We start from the raw sequence: 12909 nt of genomic DNA, 5'->3' as shown, positions 1-12909 counted from the left end.
GCGACTCCAGGCATCAAATTGACCGCCTTGAGCAGTGCCAATCACTTCTACCTTGTATTCCCCGGCCGGCAAGTTGCGGGTCACAGCAGTGTCGCTGTCGTAGTTCTGGGTAGGATCGATGTTGACAATGGTTGGGACACCCTCATCCGTCCCACAACTTTCTGGGTCAACAATTTTGCTCAAGCTGACCTGAACGAGCAGAACTCCGCCAACGGTATCGGGACCGTTGTTAATGAATATGAGTTGAGCTTCAGTGGTCTGACTCACTTCAATTTCGCGCTCGATGGTCGTGAGCTTTGAAGGCATAGGGAAAGTCTCATCGAAAAGATTTCCCAGTTTGACCGTATAGGTGTTCTTGGAGTTCTCGCGAGGGTGAGCGACATCAAACGAGAGCTTATAAGTTCCCGGTGTCAACACAAGGGTTTCCTTAGTGGCGATCGTTCCAATGCCCGGACTACCACTTAAATCGAGGTAAGTTCCGTGACCTGGAATGACAACATCTTTAGAAGAGGAGCCATCTGCCGCCTGACCGTGAACATCCACATTACCCGAAGTAACGTTCCAGCGAGCTAAAGACCGAGTGGCGTATTTTAAGGAGTCTTCTTCAAATTCATCTTCAAAGACGACAACTGGTTCGGCTAGAGTCCCATCACAAGTTGGAGTGGGGGTAACAACTGGTGTTTGAGCAGGGGGGCCAAACACTTCGACTTCTGCCAAGGAAAGATAGTTGGTTCCTGCTAGTTGTATGCGCACGTAGCGACCGGAACTTTTGACTCGAAACTCTTCTTTGACCCCGGCCGTTCCAGGAAACTTTTGGTTCCAGGTCGATTGTGCCAGAGCTTTCGATAAGTTTTGCTCCGTAGGAAAAGGCTCTGAAGCCACCATCACCGCAAAGTTACTCAGGCGCTCGCCGCAACAGTCGCTTCGGTTGTAGACACGAATGGTATCAATGTCATAAATGTCACCCAAGTCTACTTGCCACCATTCTTGTGGGTTGTTGGCAGTATGGGTCACACTGCCATTCTTCCAATAGCTTTCATAGACGATCCTGCCATCTACGGCTTTGACGCCATTATTACTTCCATAAGCGTTGCTCGATTGGGAAGTTGTTTTGTTGAGGGCAAGATTCGTCGGTGTTGCGGCTTGAGCCGTTGCTTCGGCGACTTTAAACTCAAAAGAGTCAAACGTAATTGCCCCTCGACCATTCGGATTGAGAGTCAATGAGATCTCAGAAGTATTCAAGCCAGTCCAAATAATTGAACCTTTACCAGAATCACCTTTGTTGCTAGTTGTCACAGATGCGATCGGCGAGCCAGTGGTAACGAGATCTCCCGTGACAGATGAAGGAGGAATGCTAAAGTTTGTCACATTCTCAAAATTCGCCAAATAAGAAACGTCGGCGGTGAAGGAAGAGATGGGCTGACTAAAATTGAAGGTGTATTTACCACCACTCTTATATCCAATGACATCTCGAGTGGAGGTAGAGCTAAATCTTTCCACACCATCTGTATTTAAGGTCACGACAATCCCATCAATCGTGACGGCATCATCCACACCATCATCAAAAAAGTCAAAGGTTCGAGATTTTAAGGATGAATCGGGTGAAGAGGTGGCAGCCAGAGCTAGATCGGGGGCGATCGTTACCGGCAAGACTGTTGAACTTATCAACAGCATCACCATCACAAAAGCCCTCAGGCTTGTTATCAAGTATTTCTTCATGTTTGATTTCCTAAGAGAATAGAAACTTGCGGAGGATGAGCAAGGGACGATTTTGTGTTGCCAGGGGTGATGTGTTACCTAACGAGCGACAAAACCGTTGCTTGCCGAAATCTCTTTGGGCGACCTGAATGCAACACCCATCGGGTGGGTGTTGCTAGATCGATTTCTCGGGTTGAGGCGATCGCCCCTCGACTCCGGTCGGGGGAACGGCGTGCCCCCCTGACCGGCAGGGATTGCTATGGGTTCATCGCGAATCCGAATCGATAAACCAGACTCGAACGAACGGGTATCTTAGCTGTCGGTGCGAGTCACCTTGAGAGAGACTCCACCACAATCGTTCTTGGGTTTTTTGCTATAGGTGTAGAACTTCACCTCATGTAACTTCACCTCTCCGGAATCCTTGAGTGTGAAGGTTTCCGCTGCGGGGCGATGAGCTAATGCCTCACCAGGATTGTCATAGACACCGGTTTTGGCGACTGTCACTTTGGCCTCCCCTCGGATTTTGTAAGCATGGTGCCACTCTTTGGAACAGGGACTGCTCCAGGCATCGTACTTTCCACCTTCAGCGGTTCCGCGCAGGGTGACGGTGTAGTCACCAGCCGGTAGGCTGCAAATCTCTGCGTGCTCTTTGTCCACATTTTTGGTCGCATCGAGATCCAGATCCACAGGCTTATTGATTCCGTTCCCTTCCACTCGCATCGAGACACCGCCAATGTAGTCGGGTGGGCTTTGGTGGTAGGTGTAGAATTTCACATCGGTCTGGTCAGTCAGTGTGAAGCTCGCAGATGGAACTCGGTTCGCCAGGGCTTCGGCGACAGAGTCATATTTAGTGGTATTCCCCTTTTTCTGCGCACCCGAGGAACCTATGCGACGGGAGTAATAAGTCCTCCACTTACAGCTACACTTGCTACTCCAGGCATTAAATTTTCCCCCGTCGGCGGTGCCAATCACTTCTACCTTGTATTCTCCAGCCGGCCAGTTGCGGACTAGAGGGGTCTTGCTGTTGTGGTTCTGGCTTGGATCGATGTCGACGATGAAAGAAGCCTCGAGGGTCTCAACGGTTAAGTCAAAGGTCGTTGAGGCCTTACCTTGACCATCACTGGCACTGACTTTAATTTTTAAAGTGCCGCCATCCTTATAACCCGGCGTGCCGGAGAAGGTGTGGGTCTTGGGATTAAAGGTTAACCAGCTTGGCAAAGGGGAATCATCGTCGAGGGTGGCCTTGAAGTCGAGTTTATTATTATCCCCATCGGGGTCGGTGAATGTACCGTCGGGTATGGCGAAGTTGAAGACTTCAGTTTCTTTGGCTTTTTGCCCATCGATAGTGCCCGCCACCGGTGGCTGAGGTTTAGGGGCAACAGACTCTCCCTTAATGGCTTTCACAAAGGCTGCGGCAAAATCAAATGCTTGACCCGGATCTATCTTGTTCGCCGTCTCAAACATCACGCTGTAATAACGTTTGATGGGACGATTTTGATCCTCGGATATAACCAACCAGCCGTATGGGGGGAGGATGGAACTGACATTTTGACCGTCATAGATAATCGGTCCAATATTGGGTTTTTTTGGTAGATCGGTCCTTGTTGTCCAGTCCAAGCCTTGACCCTGCAAGACGGTTAAAGCGTTAGGGTTAAAATCCTCAAGTACCCAGAAGCGATTGACATAAGACGTGCGACTGGGTGTTTGCTGCTGTTCCCACATCACAGCGTTATCGCCATGGTTGATGAGTGTAAAGACCAGGGAGTCTTCGGGAAAATCCTGCCAACCTGGGTAGTAGTATTCCAAGTCTTGTTGTATGAGGGAAACGCTATGGTAGGGGTATACTCCGAAAACGAGCAACTTTGGCAACTCCAGCATGAAATCTTGCCCAAACTGCCCTGGCGATTGTTCATCTATCAGATTGACGATTCTATTCGTCCTCTGACGCTCGAAAAATGCACGATGATACTCATATAAAGACCCCATATTGCCTTCAAAATAACCACTGCTAGAAGAAAGCTCTCGATCTCGAGTCTTCACGATTCCACGACGCTCCCGCTCCGATTTCTCCATGGATAATGGGTCGGGAATTAAGCTACCCAGAGCATCCGCATTTTTCTTGATATTGTCAAACGCTTGGTTAAAGGGTATCTCGCCAGCCATTGCCGGGGTTGGACTGATACTCCAGTAGGTGAATGCTAGCAGGAGCGATATCACCCATGCCAACATTCGTTTCATTCGTGTCATTAATTTGTGTTTCATTCTTTTTCTGTGTCAGTCAAGGACTTGCCGAAGATCGGCAACGTGTCATGTTGTGTTTGCCCGGAAACATCGCCCATTCAATAGCAACCGCCATAGCAATTCGGACTCATTTGAAGGGGGGCTTCGGGGGCAGAGGGGGAAAGATCGCGGGTGCATTACACAACTGTTGGATGTTGTCCGCGCCGTTCGTGGCGACGGCTATAAGTCGATCGGTTTGCTAATTCTCAACCTTGCCAATTACCTTCAAAAGCATTTTCAAAGGCTTATTTTTCGACATTGCAATATTTCCGACATTGAGTCGGTCGATCGGGTCGATTGCATTCGATTAATTACATGAGAACGTCGAGTTCATGAATGCAATAACAATGCAACAAAAACTTCGATTTTTCGCTCGGCAGAATCCGCAGGTTGCAACCGAAATCTATCGCCTTTCTAGATGTACTAGAAAAACGATATAAAGCGATTCCTCGCAACCCATTCAACAGCCAGAGCCAACCCAATTTACAGGAGTGGCAGACTGTCTTTTAAGGCAAACGAATTAAGCAAGGGAATTCGTGCAAACTTAAGATCGGGGCGATCGTTCCACGAACAATGTCTCTACAATCGAGGGACGATCTGTGTCTCGAATATCAAATTTTTTGATTCTCATCAGTATTGGAACGGTTGAAAAAGATCGTGAATTTAGAAACTCTGGAGATACTTCCATCGTATTCATGGTGAAGCCCAGATGGCAACAGAAAATCGATCGTTCTCGCGATTTATGAAAGCGGATAAAGTGAATGTCCCGTGCGGATCGTGCTCCAGACACCACCTTGCACTGGAGATCCCGGTAGCGGATCTGCCTTGCACGGGTCAAACTTCCAGAGTCGATAGCCGCCATTTTCGGGTACCCAATCGAGGATGTAGCCCCCTAGGGGAATCAGGACGTGACCTTTACGAATCGAACCCCAGGCACCACTTTGAACCGGCGATCCCGGTAGGGGATCGCGACTGCACGGATCGAAATTCCAAAGTCGATAGCTGCCATTTTCGGGTACCCAATCGAGGATGTAGTTCCCGATTGGAATCAGAGTATGTCCCGTGCGGATCGTGCTCCAAGTCCCACTTTGCACTGGAGATCCGGGTAGAGGATCGGATTTGCACGGATCGAAGTTCCAGAGTCGATAGCCACCAGTTTCGGGTACCCAATCGAGGATATAGCTTCCCAAGGGAATCAGGGTGTGTCCGGTACGGATCGAAGCCCAAGTGCCACTTTGCACGGCGGGATCGGGCAACGGATCGGCTTTGCACGGATCGAAATTCCAAAGTCGATAGCCGCCATTTTCGGCCACCCAATCGAGGATATAGCTTCCTAAGGGAATCAGGGTGTGACCCGTACGAATCGTATACCAGGCACCACTTTGCACCGCTGGGTCTGGCAACGGATCGGCTTTGCACGGATCGAACTGCCAAAGTCGATAGCCGCCATTTTCGGCCACCCAATCGAGTACGTAACCACTAATATTCGACATTTTAGCTCTCTAGTTTTTTCAAGAGCTGCGATGCTTTCTTTAAAGGCGATCGCAGCATCAATCTTGCTTGATGAGAATTACCTAGCTCGGACTTGGAAGTTTTTCCGATCCTTATCCTAGGTGATTCACCAAACACGAAAAGCTCGCTCTCTCTGGAATCTCAGAAAAAAGACGGTTTTGCGGGTCAATAACCCGCTTGTTTGTTAGGCAAGGATGCGATCCATTTTTGTCAAACCCGATCGATAATGCAGGTTATGACGCTAAAAATTTTTCTGGGAAAGAGACATCAGTCAACTCTCGCTCGGAAGGTCTCAAAACCCAAGTGAATTTTATCTCAATCCCTATTTAACCTAGACTTATCGATCTGTCTGGGTTTTAGGCAAAAATTCTGTCAGTTGTTTTCGAAGTTATACGACACCCAAATTCTAATGAAAGAACTTACGCATACATACAGAATTAGTGCGTTACTTATGCCCCTTTTTTTACAATACACCCGACTGAGGCAAAGCGAAAGTCTCATATAAATCGATTATCTCAAACGCGAGATGAAATGTCTTTCCAAAATTGGAAACGACCTTTCCGATTCTGGAAACTGCCTTTCCGATTTCGGAAACAACCCTCACATGCAGATCGCCAGGAGGATGTCGGACACTGGTATTGGTGAGCTGGGGGAGTGGGTGGGAGCAGGGGAAGCAAAACTCTTGAAATATTGTACGAGGCGTGATAAAGCGATTCTCCTGCAAGAGACGCTTCGCGAACGGAGCCATTGTGAAAAGCATGCCCTTTTCGCTCTTGGGTTTCGCCTCTTAACCCAACTGATACTGTCCAGACCTGTCGCGGGATTTCTGGTGACGTTCAACCCGCACCAGGGGTAGAAATACCGTAAACGTACTGCCTTCTCCCAGGGTCGATCGCACCGTTACTTTCCCTGCCATACCTTCCGTGAGGGTTTTAACGATCGACAAACCCAGTCCCGTACCTCCCGTCGCCCGAGATCGATCTTCGTCGCAGCGATAGAAACGCTCGAAAATTCGGCTTCGTAGAGCGAATATCGTAGCAATGACAGGATTTCAATCAAACCGTAACGCACAGTGTTGTTGGAATCAAAACCAATCTAAGGTGCGTTACGGTCAATTTAAAATGGTGGTTAATCGAGCAAAATTTGCTCGATATCGCGCACTTTACAACACTAACTATGCCTTAGGAGAGGCCGTTACACTCACTCTGACACAGGCAGCATCGGCACCATATCGGGAATCGTAAATGAAAGTCGCGTAAGGATAGCCGTCAGATTCAGCAGTTGTAAACACTGACTCACCCGGCTTGATGTCCTCGAAAACGGGTCCCAAGTTCTTATAGCCACCTGCAGTTGTATTTGGGTACTTGCTAAAGACAGCACCCATAACATCAGCTGATTTAGAAGCATCAGGATTATGATACTCCACTGAAACTACTTGGTTCGTATCAGTCGGAAGAGAAACTGAAGGCTCAGTGGCATACGGGCAGTATAAAAACGTTTCACTTGTCACAGCATGAGCTTGTGAAGAAAAACCGAAGAGCGTGGTGATGACGATCGCAAGGCTCATCAAACAGCTGAATGCACGTTTCATTCTTGTTACCTTTAGATAATTTAGTTGCGCAAGTCTTGTGGGAGATAGAGAAAGCAGAGTGCAGCGTCAGAGAATCAATTGGACAAGTGCATAGCTTCCGACTGTATCTCATCTGTTTCATACTAGAGATACTCGATCTCGAGGCAAACAGATTCGACAGTCGCCAGAGCTCGAGAGGTTTCGATCTCTGGTAACTGCTATATCACTACAAATTCCTGAAACACTTGTGAATTCTAGGGTTATACCAACTCGACCTAGAATTTTTTCTCTACTTAAGTGTTGATGCGAAAATTACCCTGATTTGGGTGAGTCAACTCACCCGCACTGTTAAATAGTATGCCAAAAGCCGGATGAAATGTCTTTCCAATATTGGCAACTTTATTTCCAATATCGGAAACGATTTTTTTTGCATTATATGTTAAAGGGTTTTGACCTTAATTGTTATTTTTGGGTTTTGCCGTTCTTAACTCAAGCGACAAAGTCTAAGGCTTTTTGCAAGATTTTTTAACAAATATTAAATTTAAGTTTTGTTAAAAGATAAAACCGATCGATTAACTAGAGCTGAAAGGAATTCAAGAGAAAAAAACACTTCATGCGACAACATGAAGTGCATTGTATAAAAACTCTATATTCTGAGGTTTATTTTTTACAATGCTTACTGTACATAGCTTTGCTGCGTTTGAGAGCTATGTCGTTATTTCTGCCGCACGGCAATAGAGCGATCTATTTTTGCTCTTGGGTTTCGCCTCTTAACCCAACTGATACTCTCGAGACCTGTCGCGGGATTTCTGGTGACGTTCAACCCGCACCAGGGGGAGAAACACCGTAAACGTACTGCCTTCTCCTGGGGTCGATCGCACCGTCACTTTCCCTGCCATACCTTCGGTGAGGGTTTTAACGATCGACAAACCCAATCCCGTACCCCCCGTTGCCCGAGATCGATCTTCGTCGCAGCGATAGAAACGCTCGAAAATTCGGGCTTGGTGATGCAGAGCAATTCCCGGGCCGCGATCGCTCACTTGGATTTTCGCCATCCCATCGTTTCCATCCAAACTCACCGTCACCGGTCGATCGACTTCGGAATATTTCACCGCATTGTCGATGAGGTTAATCATCACCTGTTTGAGGCGATCTCGATCGGCTTTGACGACGATCTCGTCGGTGGAATCTGCGATCGAAATCGAACGGTAACCTTGCTGTCGTGCCATGGCAACGACCTCGTCTGCAATATCGTTGAGAGAAAGCGGTTCGAGTTTAAAATGCAAATGTCCGCTATCGGCACGGGCGAGTTCGAGTAACTGTTCCAACAGGCGGATGGTGCGATCGGCTTCGGCAGAGGCAATGCCCAAAGCATCCCGCTGCATCTCCGTCAGATTGCTGCCCCGACGCAGGGTACTTTGTAGGTAACCCGAAACCAGAGTTAGCGGCGTTCGCAGTTCGTGGGAGACGTTGCCGACAAACTGTCGCTGCTGTTCCCAGGAAGCGGAGAGGCGATCGAGCATCGTATTGCAAGTTTGCGCCAGTTCCCGGACTTCCGTGGGGGCGCGATCGAGCATGAGCCGAGTGCGACCGAGATCTTCGGCAGAAATCGTTTCGGCGAGTCCAGAAAGCTGACGCAGGGGTTGAAGCGATCGCTGCACGTAGAAAGCAATTACCACCGTCATCGAGACGATCGCCAACAGACTGGCCGCACTCAAATTGCGAATCGTCCCCACGAACATCGACTGGTCTTCGGTGATATCCTGGGCGACGTAGAGTTGCCCCATATTCATCCCCTTCACATCGAGGGGCATACTGCACAGTAAATAGTAGCGATTGTTGATGTGGTACACCTGGGGAATCAGATGGTTTGCCGGCAAACGCATTAGCTGCTCCCGGGTATCGTCGCTGCGACCTTTGAGAGCCATCGATTGCGCTAAAATATCCCCCTGAAAATCGTCGATCCACAGGAGCAGATTGTCCGCGCTCAAACCATCGATCGCTGGCTGCAACCCTTCCATTGCCGACTGTCCGGCACTATAGCGTTCCACATCTTGAGGAAAACGCTCGACGATATAGCCCACGGTCTGTTTGTGAGTGAGCACCAGTAGATGTTGCATTTTCCAGCTCATCCACAGGGCAACGCTACTCATTGCCACTGCTGAAACAGTCGCAATACCAAAGGTTAGGCCCACCCGCAGCGAGCGCGGATCGAGCTGTCGGTGAACTTGGGTGAAGATTGGTCGCCAACGGTTGCGAAATGCCATGAATCGATCGGTTTGGAGATGGTGAATATATTTGCGAATACGATGACTGCTTTCGGTGCTTCAACTCGATCGGTCCAGACGGTAATCTCGAGAGATTTTTGCCGATTCAGTCTTTAGATACTCTTGGCTGGGCACCCAAAGTTAATTTAACAAAAAATTATGAGAACAACCTGATAAAGAGATGGGAGAATGAAGTGACAGAATCTTTCCCGATCGATTTGAAATCTTAATGCCAGCATCTTTGGATATCAATTGTAATACGGCATATTTTCTTCATCTCAATTTTATAATTGGCAGTCGCATTCTTCGGTCGAGTTTGAATATTTTTTTCAGGACAGATTGAGGTGTCTATAATGCTTCGAGGAAAATCTAAAAAAAATGCATCACATAAGATATAAAACTATTTATTTTAAAATCCCCAAAAAATGATAAAATTTTAATATTAAATTCTAAATTTTTCAGAAAATCAACTCCGCATTAAATTATTTTTTTTGCAAACTCGTATCCAGTTAAATTTCCTAAATTTACGCCCATTTCGGTTTTTTAGCTTGTTGACATCAGATGTAATTTTTCTGGCTCATACTTCTCCTTTTCGTACCTATCATGTCAGATTCTCTATTCGCCGATGCCACCCAAAGGCTCGATCTTGCCTTAAAACACGTCTCGATTTCTGAAGATGCGATCGAACGCCTGAAATATCCCAAAGCCAGTTTGAGAGTGTCCGTTCCCGTGCGAATGGATGACGGTTCCCTGCGCATTTTTCAAGGCTTTCGGGTGCGCCACGACGATACCCGAGGTCCGACGAAAGGGGGCATTCGCTACCATCCCAAGGTCTCGTTAGACGAAGTGCAATCTTTGGCATTTTGGATGACGTTTAAATGTGCGGCTTTGGGGCTTCCCTTTGGAGGGGCAAAAGGAGGAATCACCCTCAACCCCAAAGAACTCTCTCGCCTGGAACTCGAACGCCTCAGCCGGGGATATATCGATGCGATCGCCGATTTTATCGGCCCGAACGTGGATATTCCCGCACCGGATGTCTATACCAATCCGATGATTATGGGGTGGATGATGGATCGCTACAGCACCATTACCCGCCAATACTCTCCAGCAGTAGTGACGGGTAAACCCATCGAACTCGGGGGGAGTTTGGGACGGGATACGGCCACGGCCACGGGGGCATTTGCGGTGATTAATACGATAATGCCGAAATTCGATCGCCGTCCTCAAAATACCACCGTCGCCATTCAAGGCTTTGGCAATGCCGGATCGGTGCTGGCCGAACTGCTCTTTCACGCCGGATATCAAGTGGTCGCAGTGAGCGATTCCCAAGGAGCAATTTACGATCGCACCGGATTGGATATTCCCAGCATTCGCCGCTATCGCGAATCGAATCGAGAAATGCAAGCGGTTTACTGTCAAGGATCGGTATGTTCGATCGTCGAACGCAATCGATTAACCAATGCCGAACTCCTGGCACTCGATGTGGATATTTTAATTCCAGCCGCCCTGGAAAATCAGATTACCGACGCCAACGCCAACGACATTCAAGCTCGATTTATATTTGAGGTGGCCAACGGACCGGTAACCTCCAGTGCCGATCGAGTTTTAGACCAAAAAGGAATTTGGGTATTTCCCGATATTTTGGTCAATGCCGGTGGTGTGACGGTGAGCTATTTTGAGTGGGTGCAAAATCGCAGCGGCTGGTATTGGACGGCCGAAGAAGTCGATCGCCGCTTGCAAGAAAAAATGGTTGCAGAAACCGAAAAAATTTGGACTCTGTCGAAAGGGCGATCGATTTCCATGCGCACGGCAGCCTACGCCCACGCCCTCAAACGGTTAGGGGAAAGTATCGATGCCAAAGGAACGCGCAATTATTTCGGCAGGGATCTGTGAATGGACAATGGACAATTAACAATTGACAATTGACAATGGGTTCGTGGCGACGCTATATCCGCGGTCGGGCAAAGCATTTGGATTGATGAGGTTTCGTCGAGTGCAGAATTTATCGCCCAAATGCTTGTGCCCCTACATTGTCTCCCCCCTCTCCCTTATCTCCCATCGCAGCCAACGTGAACCAACCCTCGAATAAACTTCTGATTCAAATTCTGGTCGGGATCGCCCTCGGCACCTTAATCGGGGGATTTTTGCCCCCAGTGGGAAACTCGATCGTTTTTATCGGCGAGCTTTTTATTCGGGCATTGTTGATGCTGGTGGTGCCCCTGGTGATTACCTCAATGGTGGTGGGGGTGAGCAGTTTGGGAGACGTGCGGCAACTGGGGAGTTTGGGCGGCAAAACGATACTGTACTACCTAACGACGACGGCGATCGCCGTCACGATCGGTTTAGTTCTGGTGAACGTCATCCAACCGGGCTATGCGGAAACCGAAGCCGAACGGATTGCTCTGCGCGGGGGAGAACAACTCGACGTTCCCTATCGAGTGGATGGAAAGACCGTGACCCTTGAATCTGGCTCCTTCGGACGCACTTACGACGATCGCTACACGGTATTTTTAGTCGATCGCAATTCGGGGGTGCGAGGAACCATCGAATCGAGTCCCAAAGACTCCAACAACCGCTTGCGGATTGAAGCTTGGACGGACGCGAACGGCATGCCGGTGATTCCTCCCCCATCCGGTACGGGGGTGCGGGTAGATTTGGGCATTGCCGAGCGTATGCAGGGTAAAGATCGATCGATACCCGAAGTCCTTGAGGAAGTGGCCCTGGGTTTGATACCGCGAAATCTTTTCGCATCCATGGCCAATAACGAAGTCTTACCCCTGATCGTCATCTCCCTGATTTTCGGCGGCGTACTCACCACCCTGGGCAAACAAGGTCGGCTGCTGATTAGAACCTTCGAGGCCCTCAACGAAGCCATCATGGTGATGGTGAATCTATTGATGCGAGCGGCCCCCGTCGGCATCGGGGCGTTGATTGCCGGACGCTTGGGCATGGCGGGGGGGTTTGCCGGTTTTTTGCCGGAACTGATTCGGGTGAGCAAGTATACGGGAACGGTGGTTGTCGCCTTGGCAATCCACAGTTGCATCGTACTGCCCATCGTCCTCTATTTTTTTGGCAAGCAATTGGTGAAGCCTTACGCTGCGGGAATGGCACCAGCTCTAACCACGGCGTTTTCCACGGCTTCGAGTTCGGCTACCCTGCCGGTGACTCTCGAATGCGTCACGGAAAAAAACTTTATTTCCGAACGGACGGCGAGTTTCGTTCTTCCTTTGGGGGCGACGATTAATATGGATGGAACCGCGCTCTACGAAGCGGTGGCCGCCGTTTTTATCGCCCAAATCTACGGCATCGAACTCAGTTTCGTGCAAATGACGATCGTGTTTCTCACCTCCACCCTGGCGGCAATCGGGGCAGCTGGGATACCCGAAGCGGGGTTGGTGACGATGGCGATCGTTCTGCGGGCGGTGGATCTGCCCATTGAGGGGATTTCTCTAATTTTAATCGTAGATTGGTTCCTCGATCGCTGTCGCACCACCGTTAATGTTTGGGGAGATGCGATCGGTGCGGCAGTGGTGGATTGGATGGTTACGAAAGAGAAGTAGTTGGAGACAAGGGGACAAGGGG

At 49.0% G+C, this 12909-nt stretch carries 9 protein-coding genes; 3 read left to right on the top strand and 6 right to left on the bottom strand.

Annotated features, from left to right (window positions below):
* A partial coding sequence (locus AC2215_RS19735; RefSeq protein WP_486811719.1) for a galactose-binding domain-containing protein occupies positions 1–1719 on the bottom strand: 1719 nt, incomplete at its 3' end.
* A 97-nt stretch (positions 1720–1816) separates the two neighbouring features.
* On the opposite strand from AC2215_RS19735, the gene AC2215_RS19730 reads away from it, so the two are divergent.
* Positions 1817–1942, top strand: coding sequence for a hypothetical protein (locus AC2215_RS19730; protein ID WP_486811718.1), 126 nt, complete (start codon positions 1817–1819; stop codon positions 1940–1942).
* Between the two features lie 68 nt (positions 1943–2010).
* Here the strand turns inward: AC2215_RS19730 and AC2215_RS19725 are convergent, their stop codons facing one another.
* The 5 genes from AC2215_RS19725 to AC2215_RS19705 form a co-directional block, all read right to left on the bottom strand.
* Positions 2011–3960, bottom strand: a complete 1950-nt coding sequence (locus AC2215_RS19725) for a putative Ig domain-containing protein (protein ID WP_486811717.1) — start codon at positions 3958–3960, stop codon at positions 2011–2013.
* A gap of 758 nt (positions 3961–4718) precedes the next feature.
* On the bottom strand, positions 4719–5471 hold the full coding sequence (locus AC2215_RS19720) for a hypothetical protein (protein WP_486811716.1): 753 nt from the start codon (positions 5469–5471) through the stop codon (positions 4719–4721).
* Positions 5472–6277: 806 nt separating this feature from the next.
* Positions 6278–6502, bottom strand: a complete 225-nt coding sequence (locus tag AC2215_RS19715) for an ATP-binding protein (protein ID WP_486811720.1) — start codon at positions 6500–6502, stop codon at positions 6278–6280.
* A 162-nt stretch (positions 6503–6664) separates the two neighbouring features.
* Entirely contained in the window at positions 6665–7081 is a 417-nt protein-coding gene (locus AC2215_RS19710; protein ID WP_486811715.1) for a hypothetical protein, read from the bottom strand.
* A 749-nt stretch (positions 7082–7830) separates the two neighbouring features.
* On the bottom strand, positions 7831–9327 hold the full coding sequence (locus tag AC2215_RS19705; protein ID WP_486811714.1) for a sensor histidine kinase: 1497 nt from the start codon (positions 9325–9327) through the stop codon (positions 7831–7833).
* A 603-nt stretch (positions 9328–9930) separates the two neighbouring features.
* Here AC2215_RS19705 and AC2215_RS19700 point away from each other — a divergent pair.
* Positions 9931–11220, top strand: coding sequence for a Glu/Leu/Phe/Val family dehydrogenase (locus AC2215_RS19700; RefSeq protein WP_486811713.1), 1290 nt, complete (start codon positions 9931–9933; stop codon positions 11218–11220).
* Between the two features lie 176 nt (positions 11221–11396).
* Positions 11397–12887 carry a dicarboxylate/amino acid:cation symporter gene (locus tag AC2215_RS19695; protein ID WP_486811712.1) on the top strand — a complete coding sequence of 497 codons (1491 nt, stop codon included), beginning with the start codon at positions 11397–11399 and terminating at the stop codon, positions 12885–12887.
* The last annotated feature ends 22 nt before the right edge of the window (positions 12888–12909 follow it).

The sequence above is a fragment of the Zarconia sp. genome, assembly GCF_057467645.1.
Note: the sequence above shows the minus strand (reverse complement) of the source record. Positions and strands in the feature narration are given on the sequence as shown.

Bases quoted from the DNA above. Each gene is read 5' to 3' on its own strand.
- AC2215_RS19725 (WP_486811717.1), bottom strand. From the start codon at position 3,960: ATGAAACACAAATTAATGACACGAATGAAACGAATGTTGGCATGGGTG.
- AC2215_RS19720 (WP_486811716.1), bottom strand. From the start codon at position 5,471: ATGTCGAATATTAGTGGTTACGTACTCGATTGGGTGGCCGAAAATGGC.
- AC2215_RS19710 (WP_486811715.1), bottom strand. From the start codon at position 7,081: ATGAAACGTGCATTCAGCTGTTTGATGAGCCTTGCGATCGTCATCACC.
- AC2215_RS19705 (WP_486811714.1), bottom strand. From the start codon at position 9,327: ATGGCATTTCGCAACCGTTGGCGACCAATCTTCACCCAAGTTCACCGA.
- AC2215_RS19700 (WP_486811713.1), top strand. From the start codon at position 9,931: ATGTCAGATTCTCTATTCGCCGATGCCACCCAAAGGCTCGATCTTGCC.